Here is a 20,894-nt window from a genome sequence, read left to right on the forward strand (position 1 = left end):
TCAGACCATGTTACAGCAGCCCTCGTTCGGCAGCATGGCCGGTCTGCGGGATTTTCCCGCATCGCGCCCGGTCCCGTAGCGACGAACGAAACATGTGCATCCAGACCAAATAATGCGGGTTGCGTGCGCCGTTCGGGGAAAATCGGTGTTGATCGTGCTAGAATCACGAATTCCTGAGTGGTTCTGTCGGAAATCGCCGTCCGCCACGGGGCGGCGGGAGACGGCAGCAAGCTTGCCTGGAGCGCGCAAGATGTCTGATGAAGGGGGCGGGTCATGGAACTGTCGATGACGGTCAAGAACGACAAGCTGGTCGGCGATTTCTGGGGCGGGCTGGCGGCGATGCTGGTCGCACTGCCTTCGGCGATCGCTTTCGGCGTCACCATCTACGCCTCGATTGGCCCCGCCTACGCTGGCCTCGGTGCCCTCGCCGGAATTCTCGGCGCGACCGCACTCGGGCTCGTCGCGCCGGCTCTCGGCGGCACCAACCGCTTGATCACGGCGCCGTGTGCGCCGGCGGCGGCAGTGCTGTCTGCGTTCGCCATCGAACTCGTGCGGCAGGACGTCGACCCGCTTTTCATCGTTCTCATGCTGACGGCACTGGGTCTCGTGGCCGGAGTGATCCAGCTCCTCCTGGGCTTCATGGGGATCGGCAGCCTGATCAAGTACATCCCGTTTCCGGTTGTCAGCGGTTACCTCACCGGCGTCGGCCTGATCATCATCGGCAGTCAGATCCCCAAGTTCCTCGGCGTCTTCGGCAATGTTCCACTGTGGCGGACGCTGATCTCGCCCGAGAACTGGCAATGGCAGAGCGCGCTGATCGGCGGCGTCACGGCGGCGGTGATGGTCGGCGCGCCACTGCTGACGCGGGCCGTGCCGGCAGCGATTCTCGGCCTGCTGGCCGGCATCGCGACCTATTTCGGGCTGGCGCACTTCGTCGACGAATCGCTGCTCGTGCTCGAGGGCAACAAGATGATCATCGGCCCTCTCGGCGGTTCGGCGTCGAGCATGCTCGAGGCGATCACCGGACGCTGGCGTGACATCGGCGAACTCAAGCTGAGCCAGATCGGCGGCCTGATGGGCACGGCGCTGACGCTCGCCGTCCTGCTGTCGATCGACACGTTGAAGACGGCGGTGGTGCTCGACGCGCTGACCCGCAGCCGGCATGATTCCAACCGCGAGTTGGTGGCGCAGGGTGCGGCGAACGTGGTTTCGGCGTGCGCCGGCGGCATGCCCGGTGCCGGCCAGATGGGGGCGACGCTGGTCAACCTGGCGAGCGGCGGCCAGACGCGCGTCTCGGGGATCGCCGAAGGGGTACTGGCGCTGCTCGCCTTTCTCGCGCTCGGCGCATTCATCGCCTGGATCCCGGTAGCGGCGCTGGCCGGCATCCTGCTGGTCGTCGGCGTACGGATGATCGACCGCCACAGCCTGCACCTGCTGCAGTCGCCATGGACGATTCTCGACTTCGTCGTGATCGTCGTCGTCGTCATCGTCGCCCTGGCCTACAGCCTGATCGCCGCTTCGGCCGTCGGCATCGCGCTGGCGATGTTCCTTTTCATTCGCGAGCAACTGGGCAGCACGGTCATTCGCAACAAGGTCGATGGTGGCAGCCGCTTCTCGAAGCGGGTCCGCCTCGGGCACGAGATGGAACTGCTCGAGCGGCGGAGCGAGCAGACGATCATGCTCGAATTGCAGGGCAGCCTGTTCTTCGGTACCAAGGACCAGTTGTTCAGCGCGCTCGAGCCGGAGCTCGGCAAGCGCCAGTACGTCCTGCTCGACATGCGCCGGGTGCAGTCGGTCGACGTCACGGCCGTGCATCTGTTGAGCCAGATTCGCGACTCTCTGAGCGAACGTGGTGCCTTCCTCATCTTCAGCAGCCTGACGCACACCCTGCCGAACGGGCGCAACATCGCCGACCTCTTCACGCAGATGGACCTGACCAATGACAGCCCGCAGGTCAGGGTCTTCCAGGAAATGGACGACGCCGTCGAGTGGATCGAGGACCAGGTGCTTGGCGAAAGCGCCCAGCGCAGCGCCGAACTGCCGCCGCTGGAGGTGTGGGAGATGGAAATCTTCAAGGACGTCAAGGAGGATGCACTGGTGGCGCTGGTCGAATGCCTGGAGCGACGTGTGGTGGCGCGCGACGAGAGGGTATTCTCGGCTGGCGATGCCGCCGATCAGCTTTTCCTCATCCGCAAGGGCGCCGTGCGCATCTCGGTACCGGTTCCGGGGACCAACCTCACCCGGCATCGCCTGACCTACGGTCGTGGCGACTTCGTCGGCGGCATGTCCTTCATCACGCACGCCGCGCGCTTCAGCAGCGATGCCACGGCCACCGAGGACAGCGAAGTCTACGTGCTGCGGCGCGAGGACTTCGAGATGCTGCGTGAGCAGCATCGGCGACTCGCCTTCCAGCTCATCGAGGGGGTGGCGCGCGTGCTCGCGTTCCGCCTTGGCTATGCCGACAGGGAACTGCTGGCGATGCAGGAATGATTCCGGTCTTCGTCGCTCCCGCTGCTGACGTGGCTTGGGATGGCGCGCCGGCGATCGCATCCGGATCGGTCGCCGGTCGTCGCCGGGCTTCGATTCGGCGCCTCGCCGCCGCCTGCGCCGGCAGCGAGGCCAGTGGCTTTCAGGTTACAATTGCGCGCTTCGCAACCCACTGACGCGCCATCCCGGCGGGGCCCGATGAAAACCAGCTTCCTCGACTTTGAACAACCGGTTGCCGACCTGGAGAGCAAGATCGAAGCGCTGCGCTTCGCCCAGGAGAAGTCGGCGGTCGATATTTCGGAAGAGATCGGCCGCCTCGAAGACAAGAGCCGCATCCTCACCCGTGACATCTATTCGCGGCTGACGCCGTGGCAGGTCTGTCAGGTGGCGCGCCATTCGCAGCGTCCGTACACGCTCGACTACCTCAACCTGATCTTCACCGACTTCGAGGAACTGCACGGCGATCGGGCGTTTGCCGACGATCATGCGATCGTCGGCGGTCTGGCGCGGCTCGACGGCGAGTCGGTGATGGTCATCGGTCACCAGAAGGGGCGGGATACCAAGGAGAAGCTGTTCCGCAACTTCGGCATGCCGCGGCCGGAAGGTTACCGCAAGGCGCTGCGCCTGATGCGCTTGGCCGAGAAGTTCGGCATTCCGGTGCTGACCTTCATCGACACGCCCGGTGCCTATCCCGGCATCGACGCCGAGGAGCGCGGCCAGTCGGAGGCAATCGGGCGCAACCTCTACGTGATGGCCGAACTGCAGGTGCCGATCATCGTCACGGTGATCGGTGAAGGCGGTTCGGGTGGCGCGCTGGCGATCGGTGTTGGTGATGTCCTGCAGATGCTGCAGTACGCGACCTACTCGGTGATCTCGCCCGAGGGCTGCGCCTCGATTCTCTGGAAGAGTGCCGAGAAGGCGAGCGAGGCGGCCGAGATCATGGGCATCACCGCGCAGCGGCTGCAATCGCTCGGGCTGGTCGACCGCATCGTCGCCGAGCCCGTCGGCGGCGCGCACCGCGACCACGAGGCGATGGCGGCGAGCCTGCAGCAGGCCCTGCGCGCGTCGCTGCAGCAGCTCCGGGGGGTGCCGTTGGCCGAACTCCTGCGGCAACGCCTTGACCGAATCCTGTCGTACGGAGCGGTCAGGGAACTGCAGCCCGGCTGAGCCGGCGCACGGGAGAGTTCTCGGGGAGCCGGCGAGGTTGCCGACCGGTCGCGCAGACGATTCATCGACTCCGTCAGGGCAGGTGAGCGGTACGGCCGAACCCGCGCTGGCGACGATTCTCCGGCGTTTTCTCGAGCCGCGTCTGGCGCGTCGCCGACGCGTCTGCGTCGCGCTCTCCGGTGGTCTCGACTCGGTCGTGCTGCTGCACGGCCTTAGCCTTCTGCGCACGGCGGGGCTGGCTTGCGAACTGTCGGCGGTGCATGTCCATCACGGTCTGAGTCCGCATGCCGACGCCTGGGCGGACTTCTGCCGGCAGCTCTGCGAACGGCTCGACGTGGCGCTGGCGGTCGAGCGGGTGCAGGTGTCGCTGGCCACTGCCGAGGGGCTCGAGGCGGCGGCACGGCGGCAACGACAGGAGGTCTTCGCGCTCTGCCCGGCGGACTGGCTGGCGCTCGCACACCATCGCGACGACCAGGCGGAGACCGTCCTCTTCCGGCTCTTGCGCGGCGCTGGCGTGCGCGGCGCCGCCGGCATGCCCGCCGAGAGAAGACTGGCTGCCGGTCCGCGGCTGATCCGGCCGCTGCTCGGCGTGCCGCGCGCGACGATCGCAACCCATGCGGCCGAGCAGGGGCTGACCTGGGTCGAGGACGAGAGCAACGCCGATCGTCGTCATCGCCGCAACCACCTGCGGCACGCGGTCCTGCCGTGCATCGAGCAGCAGTTTCCGGCCGCCGCGCAGTCGCTGACGCGCGCCGCCGGCCACTTTGCCGAGGCGGCGCAACTGCTCGATGAACTTGCGGTGATCGATCGTTCGCTGGTCGCCGGCAGGGAGGGCCGCATCGATCTGCCGCGCTTCAATCGCCTGAGTGCCGCGCGGGCGCGCAACCTGTTGCGTCACGAGCTGCATGGCGCCGGCTTGCGGGCGCCTGACAGCCGCTGGCTCGACGAAGCGCTGCGACAACTGGCGAGCGTCGAGGCGGCGTCGGCGACCTGTGTCGGCACCGTCGATGGCGAACTGCGGGTCTATCGCGGCGAGCTGTACATCGTTGGCAGGCGGCGGCCGGTCCCTGCCGTGCCCCTGGCATGGCGCGGCGAGCCGGAACTGGCCTGGGGTGCCGATCGGCTGTCCTTCGTGGCGACGGTTGGCGCCGGCATCAGCCGTCGGCTGCTCGGCGACGCCGCCGTCTGCCTGCGGACGAGGATGGGCGGCGAAGAGCTGCAGCCCGACCCGCGGCGGCCGCGCCGCGCCCTGCGCAAGCTGTTGCAGGAAACCGGGGTGCCGCCCTGGGAGCGCGAGCGTCTGCCACTGCTGTGCTGCGGCGAACGCGTCGCCTGGGTGGCCGGCCTCGGTGTCGACGTCGCGTTCGCCTGCGCGCCCGGGGAAGGCGGCATCGCCATCACGGTGCAGCGACGGGAGGAGCGTCCGCCCGCGGTTGCGCTGGCATTGCCGCGGGAACCCGGTTGAGGTGGCTCGCTCGGTCGACTTGCGGGTGCAGCGGCGCACCGGCGCTGGGGGCAGAACGGTATCCCGTGGACACCGAAGGTCGGCAAGAGAGCATTGCTGAGGGTTGCCGGGCGCCCTATAATCAGCGCTGATGCTGCATCGCAACAGCGGGCCCGCACGCGGGCTGGACGAGGAACGGATCAGGGAATGACCCGGCTGGCTGGGGAGGCCCAGCCGGGAAAGGGTTTTGCCCTGACGACATTGTTTCTGGGAGGCACATGACTGCAGAGGCCGCGCCGCACGGCGAGACGACGGGACTGGCGACGACCGCGCTGGCGGCGATGGGAGTCGTCTTTGGCGACATCGGCACCAGCCCGCTGTACACGATGAAGGAGGTGTTCGGCGGCCACCATCCGCTGGCGGTCACCCAGGCCAATGTCCTCGGGATCCTGTCGCTGGTGTTCTGGGCGCTGACGATCACCGTCTCGCTGAAGTACGTGCTGTTCATCATGCGCGCCGACAACAAGGGCGAGGGCGGCATCATGGCGCTGACGGCGCTGGCGCTGCGAACGGCGAACGCCGCGCCGCGGGTTCTCTGGCTGGTGTCGGCGCTGGGGATCTTCGGCGCCGCGCTGTTCTACGGCGATGCGGTGATCACCCCGGCGATGTCCGTCCTGTCGGCGGTCGAGGGGCTGGAAGTGGCGACACCGATGCTCAAGCCCTACGTCTTGCCGATCACCATCACCATTCTGGTGGTGCTGTTCGTCTTCCAACGGCATGGCACGGCCGCGGTGGGCGCCCTGTTCGGTCCGGTGATGATGTTCTGGTTTGCCACGCTCGGTGTCCTCGGGTTCTGGAACGTGGTTCAACATCCGTCGGTGCTGGTCGCAATCAACCCTTGGTACGCGCTGTCGTTCTGCATCGAGCATGTCGGCATGGCCTTCCTGGCGCTCGGCTCGGTGGTGCTGGCGATCACCGGTGGCGAGGCGCTGTACGCCGACATGGGACACTTCGGCCGGCGGGCGATCAAGTGGGCCTGGTTCGCCTTCGTCTTTCCGCTGCTCTACCTCAATTATCTCGGCCAGGGCGCGCTGATCCTCGCTGACCCGAAGGCGATCGAGAGTCCCTTCTTCCTGCTCGCCCCGGACGAACTGCTGCTCATCCCGCTCGTCATCCTCGCCACGACGGCCACCGTGATCGCCTCGCAGGCAGTGATTTCGGGCGCCTTCTCGCTCACCAGCCAGGCGATGCAACTCGGCTACTGTCCGCGCATCCAGGTGAAGTTCACCTCGGAACGCGAGAAGGGGCAGATTTACGTGCCGAACATCAATTGGCTGCTCCTGCTGACGGTGATCATCGTCGTCCTGGGCTTCCGTTCGTCGTCCAACCTGGCGTCGGCCTACGGCATCGCTGTCACGCTGACGATGATGATCGACACCGTCCTCGCCTTCGTCGTCGTGCGCGCGCTGTGGCAATGGAACTGGCCGCGCGCGGCGCTCTTCCTGGTCTGCTTCATCATCATCGACTTCGCTTTCTTCTCCGCCAACGTGATCAAGATCCTCGATGGCGGCTGGTTCCCGCTGGCGCTCGGCTGCACCGTGTTCGCGCTGCTGTCGACCTGGCGGCTGGGTCGCAAGCTCCTCTACGAACGCTTGCAGAAGGATTCGGTCCCGCTCAACGCCTTCATCGGCAGCCTCGCCGCGGGCGGACCACATCGCGTCGACGGTACCGGGGTCTTCATGACTGCCGAGCCACATGGTGTTCCGCGGGCATTGCTGCACAACCTCTATCACAACAAGGTCCTGCACGAGCGCGTGGTGCTGCTCAATGTCGTGACCGAGGACGTGCCGCATGTCGAGGACCAGAACATCCGCATCGAACCGCTGCCCGCCGGTTTCTACCGTGTCTTTGTCCGCTACGGCTTCAAGGACGATCCCGATGTACCCAAGGTGCTGGAGGAATGCGGTGCGTTGGGACTGCCGTTCGAGATGATGGAAACCTCGTTCTTCCTGGGCCGCGAGACGGTTGTCACGATGCCGATCTCCGGGCGTGCGCGGATGGCGTACTGGCGGCAGATCCTGTTCACCTGGATGTTCCGCAATGCCGATACCGCCACAGCCTTCTTCAAGATTCCTCCGAACAGGGTCGTCGAACTCGGCGCACAGGTGGAGTTGTCGTAATTCTCGCCTGTTCGGCAGGCGCTTTGGGGGATGCTGTGGCACTGATCATTACGGAAACCCGGGACGCGGTCGGCACCATCGTCATGAATCACCTGGCGCGGCGCAACGCGCTCAGCGAGGCGCTGATCGTCGAGATCACGACGGCGCTCGGCGCTTTCCGGGAGCAGGCGATGCGGGCGATCGTGCTGCGCGCTCCCGCCGGCAGCAAGGTCTGGTCGGCCGGGCACGATGTCAGCGAGCTGCCCACCGGTGGTCGCGATCCGCTCGGCTGGAGCGACCCGTTGCGGGTTCTCATCCGGGCGATCCAGGAATACCCGGCGCCGGTTGTGGCCCTCATCGAGGGCGGCGTCTGGGGTGGTGCCTGCGAAGTGGCGATGGCGTGCGACATTCTGGTGGCGACCCCGGACGCAAGCTTCGCGATCACGCCGGCCAAGCTCGGTGTTCCCTACAACCTCGGCGGTCTGCTGACCGTGTTGAACATGATTCCGCTGCCGGTGGCCAAGGAAATGCTGTTCACCGCCCAGCCGATTCCCGTTGCGCAGGCACTGAACCTCGGCGTGGTGAACTACGTACGCCCGGCCGACGAGATCGAGCCCTTCGTTTACAGCCTGGCCGAGAAGATCGTCGCCAATTCACCCCTGAGCATCGCGGTCATGAAGGAGGAACTGCGCCTCCTGTCGAGCGCCCGCTCGGTGACGCCGGAGTTGTTCGAAAGAATCCAGGGGCTGCGGCGCGAGGTCTACGACAGCCACGATTATCAGGAGGGACTGGCAGCCTTTGCCGAGAAGCGCAAGCCCCGCTTTCTCGGCCGCTGACCTCCGCGCCGGTCCGGTTGTCGGCCGCCACGGCCTGCAGCGCCGGCGCAGACCGCCAGCGTCAGCGCTTGCCGGCGAGCAGTTGCGCGAGTTCGACGGCGGTGCGCACGCCCATCTTCTCGAAGAGATTCGCGCGGTGGACCTCTACCGTGCGCATGCTGATCTGCAGTTCGTCGGCGATCAGCTTGTTGAGCTTGCCGGCGAGGACCAGTTCCATGACCTCGCGCTCGCGGGTCGTCAGACGGCCGAGGCGGGCGCTGAGCGAGTCGGCGTCGGAGGCGGCGAGACGCTGCGTCGCGTCGAGCTTCAGCGCCTCGACGACCCGGTCGACCAGTTCGTTGTCGTTGAACGGCTTCTCGACGAAGTCGAAGGCTCCCTTCTTCAGCGCTGCCACTGCCATCGGCACGTCACCGTGGCCGGTGAGGAAGATCACCGGCATGCGGCAGCCGCGCTCGCAGAGGACCTCGAAGAGTTCGGGCCCGCTCATGCCGCCCATGCGGATGTCGAGCAGGATGCAGCCGGAGAACGAAGGAAGCCAGTCGGCGAGGAAGTCCTCCGCCGACGGGTAGCTGAGGCAGGCGACGCCGCAGGACTCGAGCAGCCAGGCCAGCGAGTCGCGGATGGCGTCGTCGTCGTCGATCAGATGGGCGCAGGGAGTCATTGTCGGTTGATCGGCAGGGTGATGACGAAGATCGAACCGCCTTCAGGGTTGGCTTCGACCCACAGGCGGCCGTGGTGGAACTCGATGATCGAGCGGCAGATGTTGAGACCCATTCCCATGCCGTCGGCCTTGGTCGAGAAGAGCGGGGTGAACAGTTTCTCCAGCAGTTCGGGCGGGATGCCGGGGCCGCGGTCGACGACCCGGATTTCCATCTGCGTGTCGAACTGGCCGAGCTTGATCGTCAGTCGCCGGCGCTCCGCCGGCAGCCCGGCCATTGCCTCGATGCCGTTGCGCATCAGGTTGAGCAGCACCTGCTCGAGCATCACCGGGTCGGCCAGCAGTTCCGGCCGCATGCCCTGGATCTCGCGCACGATGCGCACGCCGCGATTCCTCGCCGCCGCCTCGATGAATCCGACGCTGTCATCGATCACCTCGGCGAGGTCGCAGGGAGCGAGCTTCGGTTCGCTCTTGCGCACGAAATCATGCACGCGCCGGATGATCTGGCCGGCGCGTTGCGCCTGCACCGCCAGCTTGCCGAGTGCGTCCCGGATCTGCTGCCGACTGAAGTTGCCGGAGTCGAGCTTGTTCAGGCAGCCGGCGTTGTAGCTGGTGATCGCCGCCAGCGGCTGGTTCAGTTCGTGTGCCAGCGTCGAGGCCATCTCGCCCATGGTCACCAGGCGGGCGGTGACCTGCAGCTTTTCCTGCTGCTGGCGGGCGACTTCCTCGGCCTGCTTGCGCGCCGTGACGTCGATGATCGACCCCATCCAGCCGCTCTGCCGGCCGTCCGCGTCGATCAGCGGCGCTTCGTAGATGAGCGCGTCGAAGCGGCTGCCGTCCTTGCGCATCAGGCGGATCTCGAAGCCCTCGTGCGGCGCGTCGCCCTGCAGGATCTTGTTGTGCACCTGCAGCGTCCGTTCCATTTCCTCGGGTGCCCAATAGGGCATCGGTGGTGCCCTGCCGATCAGCTCGTCGGCCGTGAAGCCGACCATGCGCAGGAACGAGGGATTGACGTAGGTGACGCGGCCCTCGAGATCACGCGCCCGCATGCCGACCATCAGCGAATCCTCCATCGCCTTGCGGAAGGCGTACTCCGAGCGCAGCGCCTGTTCCGCCAAAAGCCGCCGCTGGATCAGCCCGCGCACCGCCCACAGGCTCCAGAACACCGCCGCCGCCAGGACGATGACCAGGGTGGCGATCAGAGTCTGCGCCAGATTGCCCGGGCTGCGGTAGGCGGTCACCTGCAGAACCATGCCATAGCCCGGCGGGTCGAGGCTGATCGGGTGCGTCAGCGTCGTCGGCGAAGCGTCGATGCGCGACTTGCTGGCGAGCAGGCTGCCGTTGCCATCCACCGCCCGTACCTGATACTTTTCGGCAAACCACCACGGGATCTGGTGTTTCAGCAGCCCGTTCAGCGAGTACACCGCAAGCAGTGCACCGCGATACACGCCGTCATCGAAGATCGGCACATAGACCTCGAACTGGGCTGCCTCGATGGTGCGGAAGGCATCGCTGTAGATCGGCTTGCCGAGGCGGGCGAGTTCGAGCGAGCGGCTGACCGGGTTGTCGCCGAACGCGGAGTCCCCGTCGCGTGGCAGGGTCAAGGTCGGCATGCCGTGCACCACCTTCGCGGCCCGGTCAAGCCACAGCAGCTGTCGCAATTCGGGACTGTTCCTCAGGAGGTGGCGGGCGCGCAGGTCGAACAACTCTGCCGGACTGGCCGCTCGCGTCAGGTCGAGCGCCAGTTGCTGCAGCTGGTCGGCGTTCCCTTCGAGGTGGAAGCGCAGCGTCTGCTCGAGCCAGAGGACATCGGCGATCAGAGTCGAGCGCTGTTCGTCGATTTCGTTGCGGTGCAGCAGCCAGAGCAGGGCAATCAGCAGGACCAGCAGCAGTCCCGTCGCCAGCTTCAGGGCGAAGAGATACCAGGTCGACCATCTGAGTGGCGGCGGTCGGCGCCGGTCGTACTGGTAGGGAAGGTGTGTCTGCCTCATCGGCGGACATCTTACCGAACTTCCTCAGCGGTCGGGCGGCGCCCGCCGGCGGGCGCCGCCCGGTCACCATCGTCAGCGCATTGCGGATTTCCACAATGTTCGCCGGCATGCTTTTCTGTGATAGTCGTCGCTGCAGTACCGGTTGTCACCAATCCGAAATCATTCCCAAGGAGGAGAAGACATGAGACTTGCCAAGCTGTTCTTCGGTCTGGCTGCCTGCACGCTGGCCGCGACCCCTTTCACCGCCGTCGCCCAGCAGCCGATCGTCATCAAGTTCAGCCACGTCGTGGCGCACGATACGCCGAAGGGACTTGCCGCCGAGTACTTCGCCAAGCGGGCAGGCGAGCTGACGAAGGGCAAGGTCAAGGTCGAGGTCTACGCCAACTCGACGCTGTACAAGGACAAGGAAGAGATGGAGGCGCTGCAGCTCGGCGCGGTGCAGATGCTCGCCCCCTCGCTGGCCAAGTTCGGCCCGCTCGGCGTCAAGGAATTCGAACTGTTCGACCTGCCGTACATCTTCGACAACTACGAGGAACTGCACAAGGTGACGCAGGGCCCGGTTGGCCAGAGCCTGCTGAAGAAGCTCGAGCCGAAGGGAGTCGTCGGGCTGGCGTTCTGGGACAACGGCTTCAAGTCGTTCTCGGCCAACACGCCGATCAAGATGCCGGCCGACCTGAAGGGCAAGAAGTTGCGCATCCAGTCGTCGAAGGTGCTCGAGGAACAGATCCGCGCGCTGAGCGCGCTGCCGCAGGTGATGGCTTTCTCGGAGGTCTACCAGGCGTTGCAGACCGGTGTCGTCGATGGCACCGAGAACCCGATCTCCAACCTCTACACGCAGAAGATGTACGAAGTGCAGAAACATCTCGCGCTGACCGATCACGGCTATCTCGGCTACGCGGTGATCGCCAACAAGAAGTTCTGGGAGGGTCTGCCGGCTGACGTTCGCGGCCAGCTCGAGCAGGCGATGAAGGAATCGACCGTCTACGCCAACAAGATCGCCAAGGAGCAGAACGACAAGGATCTGGAAGGTGTGAGGAAGAGCGGCAAGACGCAGGTGTACACGCTGACCGCCGACGAGAAGACCGCCTTCAAGAAGGTGCTGGCACCGGTGCATGTGAAGATGGAATCGCGCATCGGCAAGGATCTGCTGCAATCGGTCTACAAGGAGACGGGCTTCGATCCGACCAAGTTCTGATCGCGGCCGGGAGGAGGGAAACGGCCCGTTGGGATGCCTGACCCAGCGGGCCTTTTTTCAGGCAGTCGGAGGAGACATTCTCTATGAAGCTACTGGACCACCTCGAGGAGTGGCTGATCACCTTCCTCATGGGGGCGGCAACGACGATCATCTTCCTGTCGGTCGTGCATCGCTATCTCTCGGGAATGTCGATTCCCGGCCTGCAGGACTGGCTGCTGTCGCTGAATTTCGGCTGGGCGCAGGAGCTGTGCATCATCATGTTCGTCTGGATGGCGAAGTTCGGCGCCGCCTACGGCGTGCGAACCGGCATCCACGTCGGGGTCGATGTGCTGATCAACCGCATGAACGAGCAGACGCGCGGCAAGTTCGTCATTTTCGGCCTGCTCGCCGGTGCGCTGTTCACCGGCATCGTCGGCACGCTCGGGGCGCACTTCGTCTGGGAGAACGGCTTCCACTATGCCTCCTACACCTTGCTTGGCTGGGACGTCGGTGACGTACCCGAAGGGCCGACGACGCCCGACCTCGAGTGGCCGACGTGGATCGTCTACAGTGCCATTCCGCTCGGTTCGTCGCTGATGTGCTTCCGCTTCCTGCAGGTGACCTGGAGCTTCATCCGCACCGGCGAACTGCCGCACCACGATCATGGCCACGTCGACGGCCTCGAGGAGAATCCCGACGTTGCCGAGACCTTCCGGCTCGAGGACAACCTGCACCCGCATGACCTGAAGTATCCGCAACACCATCCGGAAGACCGCTCCGGTCAGGGAGGAGAGAAGAAATGAACGCCATCATCATCTTTGTCATCCTGCTGGTCCTGATGCTGACCGGCATGCCGATCTCGATTTCGCTCGGCCTGACGGTACTCAGCTTCCTCTTCATGTTCACCCAGGTGCCGCTCGAATCGGTCGCCCTGAAGCTCTTCACCGGCATCGAGAAGTTCGAGATCATGGCGATTCCGTTCTTCATCCTCGCCGGCAACTTCCTGACACACGGCGGCGTCGCGCGACGGATGATCAAGTTCGCGACCGATGTCGTCGGCCACTGGTACGGTGGCCTCGGGCTTGCCGGGGTGATGGCGTGCGCACTGTTCGCCGCGGTGTCGGGCTCGTCGCCGGCAACGGTCGTCGCCATCGGCTCGATCCTGATGCCGGCGATGGTCCGGGCGGGCTTCCCGAACCGCTTCGGCGCCGGCGTCATCACCACCTCGGGTGCACTCGGCATCCTGATTCCGCCGTCGATCGTCATGGTCATGTACTCGGTGGCGACCAACACCTCGGTCGGCGCGCTGTTCATGGCCGGCGTCATCCCGGGCATCCTGCTGGCGATGACCCTGGGCGGCGTCACCTGGTACCGGGCAAGGAAGTTCGACTACCCGCGCATGCCGAAGGCCTCCTTCGCGCAGCGCCTGAAGTCGTTCCGCGAGTCGGCATGGGGCCTGTTCCTGATCGTCGTCGTCATGGGCGGCATCTACAGCGGCATGTTCACGCCGACCGAGGCAGCGGCGATGAGCGCGGTCTACGCCTTCGTCGTCGCCGTCTTCGTATACAAGGATCTGACGATGAAGGACGTGCCGAGGGTGCTGCTCAACTCGGCGAACATGTCGGCGATGCTGCTCTACATCATCACCAATGCCGTCCTCTTCTCGTTCATCATGACCAACGAGAACATCCCGCAGGCGCTCGCGGACTGGATGCTCGGGCACGGACTGGGAATGATCGCCTTCCTGCTGGCGGTGAACATCATCCTGCTCCTCGCCGGCAACTTCATGGAACCGTCGTCGATCGTGCTGATCTTCGCGCCCATCCTGTTCCCGGTGGCGATCAAGCTGGGCATCGATCCGGTGCACTTCGGCATCCTGATGGTGGTGAACATGGAGGTCGGCATGTGCCATCCGCCGGTTGGGCTCAATCTCTACGTCGCTTCCGGCATCACCAAGATGGGCATCACCGAACTGACCGTCGCCGTCTGGCCGTGGCTGCTGTCGATGCTCGTCTTCCTGGTCGTCGTCACCTACGTGCCGATCATGTCGCTCTGGCTGCCGAAGACGCTCGGCATGATGTAGGAGGCGTTCGCCGATCGAGGCTGGCTCCGTCGGGGCGCGCGCGGAAACCGTGTGCGCCCCGTTTTCCGTGGCGGTCGCGAGGCGCGCGTGGGGGGGGTTGCGGGCGCGCCAGCGCGGGGCTGGCGTGGTTCCTTGCCGTACCGTCTCACCGGGGCAGGCCCGGACCGGCGCTCGGGATGCCGTGGCAAGGCCGCTGTCGCCGGCGCGGGGCCGCTGCCGGCCGGAACCGCCGGCCTTCATTGAGGCCCAATTTGCATCGCCGCCGGCATTCGTGCCCGAGTCTTGGTATAATCCTCAAGTTATGTGTCTAGCAATATGATTTCGTGTCGTTTTTCTTCTTCCACCCCATCCGGAGAGTGATCCATGGCCAGCGAACGCACCCTTTCCATCATCAAGCCAGACGCCGTTGCGAAGAACGTCATCGGCAAAATCTATTCCCGTTTCGAAACCAACGGGCTGAAGCTGATTGCGGCGAAGATGGCCTGGCTGTCACCGCAGGAGGCCGGTGCCTTCTACGCCGTGCACAAGGAGCGTCCGTTCTACAAGGATCTGGTTGATTTCATGACCTCGGGCCCGGTCATGATCCAGGTGCTCGAGGGCGACGATGCGATCGCCAAGAACCGTGAACTGATGGGCGCGACCGATCCGAAGAAGGCCGAGCCGGGAACGATTCGCGCCGACTTCGCCGAGTCGATCGACGCCAATGCTGTGCACGGCTCCGACGGGCCGGAGACGGCGAAGGTCGAAATCGCGTTCTTCTTTCCCGAGATGAGCGTCTACGCCGGTCGCTAGCCTCTGCGGACGCGTCGCGTCGGTCGTCATGGCAGTCAACCTGCTCGATTTCGATGCCGCCGCACTGGCGGCTTTCTTCGCCGACCAGGGCGAGAAGCCGTTTCGTGCGCGGCAGGTGCTGCGCTGGCTGCATCGCTGCGGCCAGGCGGACTTTTCGGCGATGACCGACATCGCCCGCAGCCTGCGCGAGAAGCTCGAGCTGCTGGCGGTCGTCCAGCCACCGCCGGTCATCGCTGACCGGCTGGCCGACGACGGTACGCGCAAGTTCCTGTTCGACGTCGGCGGCGGCAATGCCGTCGAGTCCGTCTTCATCCCCGAGGAGGAACGCGGCACGCTGTGCATATCGACGCAGGCCGGCTGTGCGCTCGACTGTTCCTTCTGCGCAACGGGCAAGCAGGGTTTCAACCGCAACCTGACGGTGGCGGAGATCATCGGCCAGCTCTGGCAGGTGCGGCATGCGCTGGGTGCCTGGCGCGAACATCCGGCGAATGGCGAGCGACTGATCAGCAACGTCGTCCTGATGGGCATGGGCGAACCGCTGGCGAATCTCGACAATACCGTGCGGGCACTGCGGCTGATGCTCGACGACAACGCCTACGGGCTCTCGCGTCGCCGCGTCACGGTGTCGACATCCGGTCTGGTGCCGGCGATGGATCGTCTGCGCGACGAGTGCCCGGTGGCGCTGGCAGTTTCGCTGCACGCTCCGGACGACCGGCTGCGTGACGAACTGGTGCCGATCAATCGCAAGTATCCCTTGCGCGCGCTGCTGGCCGCCTGCCAGCGCTATCTCGACCGGGCGCCGCGCGATTTCATCACTTTCGAGTACGTCATGCTCGACGGCGTCAATGACTCGGATGCGCAGGCCGGTACGCTGCTGGCGCTGACGCGTGAGGTGCCGTGCAAGTTCAACCTGATTCCTTTCAACCCCTTCCCGGGCTCGCCGTATCGGCGCTCGCCGGCGCTACGGGTGCGTCGCTTCGCGGAAATCCTGCTCGCCGGCGGCATCGTCACGACGACGCGCAGGACGCGCGGCGACGACATCGCCGCCGCCTGCGGTCAACTGGCCGGGCAGGTGCGCGACCGGACGCAGCGGAGCAGCCGCAGCTTCGTTCTCGAGTTGTTGCCGCGAGGGGCGCGCGCATGAGACGGGCGTTCCTCTGTCTGGTCGTCTGCCTGGGCCTTGCTGCCTGTTCCTCGGGATCGGTGTCGCCGGTGGCGAAGAAGCCCGCCGAAGACGAGGTGGATTCACGGCCGCCGACGAAACCGCGCGATCCGCGCACACGCGCCAAGCTGCATACCGAACTCGGCGCAATGTATCTGCAGGCCGGCAACCTGACGGTCGCGCTCGAGGAGCTGAGCATCGCCATCCTCACCGATCCCGATTATGCGACCGCCTACAGCATGCGCGGACTGGCGGCGTACCGCATCCGCGAGCTGCAACTGGCCGACCAGGATTTTCGCCGTGCGCTCAGCATCGACGGCAAGGATCCGGAGATCAACAACAATTACGGCTGGTTCCTCTGCCAGGTGGGGCGCGAAAAGGAAGCACTCGGCCATATTCAGGCGGCAATGACGAACCCGCTCTACAAGACGCCGGAGAAGGCGTACCTCAATGCCGGCAGCTGTTATGCCAGGATCGGTGACCTCGCCACTGCCGAGGGTTACGTGCAGCAGAGCCTGCGCATCCTGCCGGGGAACCCGCAGGCGCTGCTCGAACTGGCGAACATCAACTATCGCAAGGGCGACCTCGAGCTGGCGCGCCAGGAACTCGGCGATCTCCTGCGCCACAACGAGCCAAACGCCGAGGCGTTGTGGCTCGGCGTGCGAATCGAACGGGCGCTGGGCAACCGTTCGGCCGAAGCCCGCTACACCAGCCAGTTGCGGCGAAAGTTCCCGCTCTCGCCCGAGGCGCAGGAATTGCTGAAGGGAAAACCGGAATGAGTGAGCAGGGCATTCTCCCGCTGCCGCCGGAAGAGCGCCCGGCTGACGCCGCGGCAGGGGTGGCGGCAGGCGCAGTGCCAGCCGTCGCCGGCGGCGTCGGGCAACAACTGCGCGCGGCGCGCGAGGCACGCGGGCTGAGCCTGGCCGAGGTGGCGCAGTCGCTCAAGCTGGGACAGGGGCAGGTGGCAGCGCTCGAGAACGAGGAATGGCAAGTCCTGCCGGGCAACACGATGATCCGCGGTTTCGTGCGCAACTACGCGCGTCTGTTCAGTCTGGACGTCGAGCAACTGATGCGCGGTCTCGATGCCGCCGAACTGCAGCAGAAGCCACAGCTCGCCGCGTCGGCCGGAACCAGCGCCCACCTGCCACCGCCCTCGGGGCGACGGGCCGAGCGGCGGGATTACCTGGCCGCTCTTGCCGGCCTGCTGCTGCTCGGGCTGGCGGTTCTGGTCTACTTCTTCGCCCCTCTGGATCAGTGGCAGCTGCGGATGGGCGAGCTGATCGAGAGCCGGTCGGCGGCACCGCGGGCGGAGCGCGCGCAGCCAGAGCCGGCGCCCCCGGCAGCCGTCGAGTCGACGACGCGTGCTGCCGCTGCCGAATCAGTGACCACCGTCAATGCTCCGAACGCAACGGTGCTGGCGGCAGCCTCGTCGTCAGCAAGCGCGGCGGCCGCTGGCGGCGGCGAGCTTCGACTCTCGTTCGCCCAGTCGGCGTGGGTTGAAGTGCGCGATGCCATGGGTCAAATGATCGTTTCCGGGATGATGCCTGCGGCGAGTCAGCGCGAGATTGTGGGGCAGGCGCCTTTCTCGCTGGTGATCGGCAACGCGACGCAGGTGACGGTGCAGTATCGCGGCCGCTTGATCGACCTGGCGCCGCACAGCAAGGGTGATGTGGCCCGGCTGACGGTCGAATGAGTCGGCGGCAAGTGGTGAGCGGAGCGTGAGCGCAGCAGCCGAGGGCACGCCGCGCCGGCCGACGCGGCCGGTTCGGGTTGGGCAGGTGACGATCGGTGGTGCGGCGCCGGTGGTCGTCCAGTCGATGACCAACACGGACACCGCCGACATCGTCCGCACGGCGATCCAGTGTGCCGAGCTGGCACGCGCCGGATCGGAACTGGTGCGGGTGACGGTCAATACGCCGCAAGCCGCTGCCGCGGTGGCGCCGATCCGCGAGCAACTCGCCCGGATGGGAGTCGATGTGCCGCTGATCGGCGACTTCCATTACAACGGACACCGCCTGCTTGCCGACCATCCGGAGTGTGCCGAGGGACTTGCCAAGTACCGCATCAATCCGGGCAATGTCGGTCATGGCCGCAAGCGGGACGAGCAGTTCGCGCAGATGATCGAAATCGCCTGTCGCTACGAGAAGCCGGTGCGCATCGGTGTCAACTGGGGCAGCCTCGATCAGGATCTGCTGGCACGCATCATGGACGAGAACGCGCGGCGAGCGGTGCCGCAGGTTGCCGTCGCCGTGATGCGCGAGGCGATGGTCGTCTCGGCACTCGAGTCGGCAGCGCGCGCCGAGGCGCTCGGCATGCCGGGCGAGCGCATCGTCCTGTCATGCAAGGTCTCGGGCGTGCAGGACCTGATCGCCATCTACCGCGAGTTGTCGCGGCGCTGCGATTACGCCCTGCATCTGGGGCTGACCGAGGCCGGCATGGGGTCGAAAGGCATCGTTGCGTCGACGGCAGCGATGGCGGTGCTGCTGCAGGAGGGGATCGGCGACACCATCCGTGTCTCGCTGACTCCCGAGCCCGACGGGGCACGGACCCAGGAGGTGGTCGTCGCGCAGGAGATGCTGCAGACGATGGGGCTGCGCGCCTTCACGCCGATGGTCGTCGCCTGTCCGGGCTGCGGCCGGACGACCAGCACCTTTTTCCAGGAACTGGCGCAGTCGATCCAGGAGCATGTCCGGCGCCGGATGCCGCAATGGCGGATCGAGCACGACGGCGTCGAGAACATGACGCTGGCGGTGATGGGCTGCGTCGTCAATGGGCCCGGGGAAAGCAAGCACGCCAACATCGGCATCAGCCTGCCGGGTACCGGCGAGGTGCCGGCGGCGCCGGTGTTCGAGGATGGCGTGAAGACGGTGACGCTGCGCGGCGAGCACATCGCCGAGGAATTCACCGCCATCGTCGATGCGTACGTGGCGCGCACCTACCAGAGAAAGTCTGTCGTTCGATGAGCACGAGCAAGATCCAGTCGCTGCGCGGGATGAGCGACATCCTGCCCGACGAGGCGGAGTTCTGGGACCGTTTCGATGAAGCGGTCCGTTCCTGGCTGCGCAGTTACGGTTACCGACCGATTCGCCTGCCGATCGTCGAGCCGACGCCGCTGTTCAAGCGTGCCATCGGCGAAGTGACCGACATCGTCGAGAAGGAGATGTACTCCTTCGTCGACAGCCTCAACGGTGAGCAGCTGACGCTGCGCCCTGAAGGGACGGCCGGTTGCGTGCGGGCGGTGATCCAGCACAACCTGGTGGCGCAGCAGCCGCAGAGGCTCTACTACACGGGCCAGATGTTCCGCCATGAGCGGCCGCAGAAGGGGCGCTATCGCCAATTCCACCAGGTCGGCGTCGAGGCGCTTGGTTTTCCCGGACCCGACATCGACGCCGAGCAGATCCTCATGGGTGCCCGCCTGTGGGATGACCTCGGGCTCGAAGGGATCGTCCTGCAGCTCAACACGCTCGGGCAGCCGGCCGAGCGCGCACGCCATCGCGCCGAGCTGATTGCCTACCTCGAACGGCACAGTGCGCTGCTCGACGAGGACAGCCGGCGGCGCCTCTACAGCAACCCGCTGCGCATTCTCGACAGCAAGAACCCGTCGCTGCAGGAGGTGATTGTCGGCGCGCCGCGGCTGCTCGATCATCTCGGCGACGAATCGCTGGCACACTTCGAAGGCGTGCAGCAGGTGCTGCGCGATGCCGGGCAGCCGTTCGCGATCAACCCGCGTCTGGTGCGTGGCCTCGACTATTACAATCTGACGGTCTTCGAATGGGTGACCGATCGCCTTGGGGCGCAGGGAACGGTCTGCGCCGGCGGTCGCTACGACGGGCTGGTCGAGCAACTCGGCGGCAGGGCGTCGCCTGCCTGCGGTTTCGCCATGGGCGTCGAGCGGCTGACGACGCTGATCCGTGAGGCTGGTGGCGCTGCCGGGTCGCAGCCGGTGGACGTCTATGTCGTGCACCAGGGTGTGGCGGCGTCGCGGCTGGCGGCGCGGGTCGCCGAGTCGCTGCGCGATCGCGGCATCGATGTCCTCTTTCATTGCGGCGGGGGCGGTTTCAAGTCGCAGATGAAGAAGGCCGACACCTCGGGCGCCGCTTTCGCCGTCATCATCGGCGACGACGAGGCAAGCGCCGGCGAGGCGAGCCTGAAGCCGTTGCGCGCCGCGGACGGGCAGTCGAACGAACAGCGACGCGTCGGCGTTGACCGCCTGGCCGACGAGATCATCGATGCAATAGTTGATTGGGAAGAAGCTTGATGGCTACCTACGACCTCGAAGAACAGGAACAGATCGCCGAGCTGAAGGCATGGTGGAAGCAGTACGGCAGTCTGGTGACCGGCATCATCACCGCTGCGGCGCTCGCGGCTCTCGCCTGGCAGGGCTGGAACTGGTACGAGCGGCAGCAGTCGGCGCAGGCGGCGGTGGTTTTTTCGAGCCTGCAGAAAGCGATCGCCAGCAACGATGCGCAGCGCATCAAGGCGGCGAGTGGCGAACTGGCGGACAAGTACGGCGGCACGGCCTATGCGTCACTGGCTGCGCTGAAGACCGCGCGCGTGTTGGTCGATGCCGGCGATGTCAAGACGGCGCGGGTGCAACTCGCCTGGGTGGTCGACCATGGCAAGGATGGACTGCGCGATGTGGCGCGCTTGCGGCTGGCGGCCCTGATGCTCGACGAGAAGGCTTACGACGAGGCGCTGAAGCTGCTCGAGGGCGCTCCGGCTGCCGGATTCGCGGCGCGCTTCGCCGACGCCCGTGGCGATGTCCTGGCCGCACAGGGCAAGGCTGGCGAGGCGCGGGCGGCGTACCAGGCGGCCCTGGCCGCACTCGACGCAGTCGACGGCGGTGGCAAGGGAAGGAACTCGCTGCAGGATGGCCAGGCCAACGCCGCCTATCGCGAATCGCTGCAGCTCAAGCTCGATGCACTTGGGGAGCGGGGTTGA

17 protein-coding genes are annotated in these 20,894 nt (G+C 65.9%); 15 read left to right on the forward strand and 2 right to left on the reverse strand.

All coding sequences use genetic code 11. The features are described 5' to 3' along the window. Positions 1-285: 285 nt before the first annotated feature. The 5 genes from HT579_11585 (at position 286) to scpB (ending at position 8,093) form a co-directional block, all read left to right on the forward strand. The gene (locus HT579_11585; GenBank protein ID QKS31618.1) at positions 286-2,490 is read left to right on the forward strand and encodes an SLC26A/SulP transporter family protein; all 2,205 of its coding nucleotides are present in this window, start codon (positions 286-288) and stop codon (positions 2,488-2,490) included. A 195-nt stretch (positions 2,491-2,685) separates the two neighbouring features. Further along, positions 2,686-3,654, forward strand: coding sequence for an acetyl-CoA carboxylase carboxyltransferase subunit alpha (locus tag HT579_11590; protein QKS29492.1), 969 nt, complete (start codon positions 2,686-2,688; stop codon positions 3,652-3,654). A gap of 106 nt (positions 3,655-3,760) precedes the next feature. Continuing rightward, positions 3,761-5,119, forward strand: coding sequence for a tRNA lysidine(34) synthetase TilS (gene tilS / locus HT579_11595; protein ID QKS31619.1), 1,359 nt, complete (start codon positions 3,761-3,763; stop codon positions 5,117-5,119). A gap of 257 nt (positions 5,120-5,376) precedes the next feature. Next, positions 5,377-7,278: a potassium transporter Kup gene (locus HT579_11600; GenBank protein ID QKS29493.1), complete on the forward strand. Its 1,902-nt coding sequence runs from the start codon at positions 5,377-5,379 to the stop codon at positions 7,276-7,278. A 35-nt stretch (positions 7,279-7,313) separates the two neighbouring features. Then, the gene (gene scpB / locus HT579_11605) at positions 7,314-8,093 is read left to right on the forward strand and encodes a methylmalonyl-CoA decarboxylase (GenBank protein ID QKS29494.1); all 780 of its coding nucleotides are present in this window, start codon (positions 7,314-7,316) and stop codon (positions 8,091-8,093) included. 61 nt (positions 8,094-8,154) lie between these two features. Here the strand turns inward: scpB and HT579_11610 are convergent, their stop codons facing one another. Together HT579_11610 and HT579_11615 are read right to left on the reverse strand one after the other, a co-directional pair. After that, on the reverse strand, positions 8,155-8,754 hold the full coding sequence (locus HT579_11610; protein ID QKS29495.1) for a response regulator transcription factor: 600 nt from the start codon (positions 8,752-8,754) through the stop codon (positions 8,155-8,157). Next, positions 8,751-10,742: a PAS domain S-box protein gene (locus HT579_11615; protein ID QKS29496.1), complete on the reverse strand. Its 1,992-nt coding sequence runs from the start codon at positions 10,740-10,742 to the stop codon at positions 8,751-8,753. Before HT579_11615 ends, HT579_11610 begins: the two co-directional genes overlap by 4 nt. 181 nt (positions 10,743-10,923) lie before the next feature. On the opposite strand from HT579_11615, the gene HT579_11620 reads away from it, so the two are divergent. From HT579_11620 to HT579_11665, 10 genes are all read left to right on the forward strand, one after another. After that, entirely contained in the window at positions 10,924-11,937 is a 1,014-nt protein-coding gene (locus HT579_11620) for a TRAP transporter substrate-binding protein (protein QKS29497.1), read from the forward strand. Positions 11,938-12,020: 83 nt separating this feature from the next. Continuing rightward, positions 12,021-12,719, forward strand: a complete 699-nt coding sequence (locus HT579_11625; protein QKS29498.1) for a TRAP transporter small permease — start codon at positions 12,021-12,023, stop codon at positions 12,717-12,719. Next, on the forward strand, positions 12,716-13,999 hold the full coding sequence (locus tag HT579_11630; GenBank protein QKS29499.1) for a TRAP transporter large permease subunit: 1,284 nt from the start codon (positions 12,716-12,718) through the stop codon (positions 13,997-13,999). The genes HT579_11625 and HT579_11630 overlap by 4 nt, the downstream gene beginning before the upstream one ends. Before the next feature lie 363 nt (positions 14,000-14,362). Continuing rightward, positions 14,363-14,791, forward strand: a complete 429-nt coding sequence (gene ndk / locus HT579_11635) for a nucleoside-diphosphate kinase (protein QKS29500.1) — start codon at positions 14,363-14,365, stop codon at positions 14,789-14,791. Between the two features lie 28 nt (positions 14,792-14,819). Then, complete coding sequence (rlmN, locus tag HT579_11640) at positions 14,820-15,935, forward strand: 23S rRNA (adenine(2503)-C(2))-methyltransferase RlmN (protein ID QKS29501.1); 1,116 nt, start codon at positions 14,820-14,822, stop codon at positions 15,933-15,935. Then, the gene (gene pilW / locus HT579_11645) at positions 15,932-16,732 is read left to right on the forward strand and encodes a type IV pilus biogenesis/stability protein PilW (protein ID QKS29502.1); all 801 of its coding nucleotides are present in this window, start codon (positions 15,932-15,934) and stop codon (positions 16,730-16,732) included. Before rlmN ends, pilW begins: the two co-directional genes overlap by 4 nt. Next, positions 16,729-17,646: a helix-turn-helix domain-containing protein gene (locus HT579_11650; GenBank protein QKS29503.1), complete on the forward strand. Its 918-nt coding sequence runs from the start codon at positions 16,729-16,731 to the stop codon at positions 17,644-17,646. The genes pilW and HT579_11650 overlap by 4 nt, the downstream gene beginning before the upstream one ends. A 25-nt stretch (positions 17,647-17,671) precedes the next feature. Further along, on the forward strand, positions 17,672-18,916 hold the full coding sequence (gene ispG / locus HT579_11655; GenBank protein QKS29504.1) for a flavodoxin-dependent (E)-4-hydroxy-3-methylbut-2-enyl-diphosphate synthase: 1,245 nt from the start codon (positions 17,672-17,674) through the stop codon (positions 18,914-18,916). Continuing rightward, positions 18,913-20,211 carry a histidine--tRNA ligase gene (gene hisS, locus HT579_11660; protein QKS29505.1) on the forward strand — a complete coding sequence of 433 codons (1,299 nt, stop codon included), beginning with the start codon at positions 18,913-18,915 and terminating at the stop codon, positions 20,209-20,211. The genes ispG and hisS overlap by 4 nt, the downstream gene beginning before the upstream one ends. Beyond that, the gene (locus HT579_11665) at positions 20,211-20,894 is read left to right on the forward strand and encodes a tetratricopeptide repeat protein (GenBank protein QKS29506.1); all 684 of its coding nucleotides are present in this window, start codon (positions 20,211-20,213) and stop codon (positions 20,892-20,894) included. The genes hisS and HT579_11665 overlap by 1 nt, the downstream gene beginning before the upstream one ends.

This window comes from Candidatus Accumulibacter similis (assembly GCA_013347225.1).
GTDB classification, from domain to species: Bacteria; Pseudomonadota; Gammaproteobacteria; order Burkholderiales; family Rhodocyclaceae; genus Accumulibacter; species Accumulibacter similis.

Bases quoted from the DNA above. Each gene is read 5' to 3' on its own strand.
- HT579_11665 (QKS29506.1), top strand. From the start codon at position 20,211: ATGGCTACCTACGACCTCGAAGAACAGGAACAGATCGCCGAGCTGAAG.
- HT579_11585 (QKS31618.1), top strand. From the start codon at position 286: ATGACGGTCAAGAACGACAAGCTGGTCGGCGATTTCTGGGGCGGGCTG.
- HT579_11625 (QKS29498.1), top strand. From the start codon at position 12,021: ATGAAGCTACTGGACCACCTCGAGGAGTGGCTGATCACCTTCCTCATG.
- HT579_11615 (QKS29496.1), bottom strand. From the start codon at position 10,742: ATGAGGCAGACACACCTTCCCTACCAGTACGACCGGCGCCGACCGCCG.
- rlmN (QKS29501.1), top strand. From the start codon at position 14,820: ATGGCAGTCAACCTGCTCGATTTCGATGCCGCCGCACTGGCGGCTTTC.
- pilW (QKS29502.1), top strand. From the start codon at position 15,932: ATGAGACGGGCGTTCCTCTGTCTGGTCGTCTGCCTGGGCCTTGCTGCC.
- ndk (QKS29500.1), top strand. From the start codon at position 14,363: ATGGCCAGCGAACGCACCCTTTCCATCATCAAGCCAGACGCCGTTGCG.
- HT579_11630 (QKS29499.1), top strand. From the start codon at position 12,716: ATGAACGCCATCATCATCTTTGTCATCCTGCTGGTCCTGATGCTGACC.
- HT579_11650 (QKS29503.1), top strand. From the start codon at position 16,729: ATGAGTGAGCAGGGCATTCTCCCGCTGCCGCCGGAAGAGCGCCCGGCT.
- HT579_11610 (QKS29495.1), bottom strand. From the start codon at position 8,754: ATGACTCCCTGCGCCCATCTGATCGACGACGACGACGCCATCCGCGAC.
- hisS (QKS29505.1), top strand. From the start codon at position 18,913: ATGAGCACGAGCAAGATCCAGTCGCTGCGCGGGATGAGCGACATCCTG.
- HT579_11590 (QKS29492.1), top strand. From the start codon at position 2,686: ATGAAAACCAGCTTCCTCGACTTTGAACAACCGGTTGCCGACCTGGAG.
- HT579_11600 (QKS29493.1), top strand. From the start codon at position 5,377: ATGACTGCAGAGGCCGCGCCGCACGGCGAGACGACGGGACTGGCGACG.
- HT579_11620 (QKS29497.1), top strand. From the start codon at position 10,924: ATGAGACTTGCCAAGCTGTTCTTCGGTCTGGCTGCCTGCACGCTGGCC.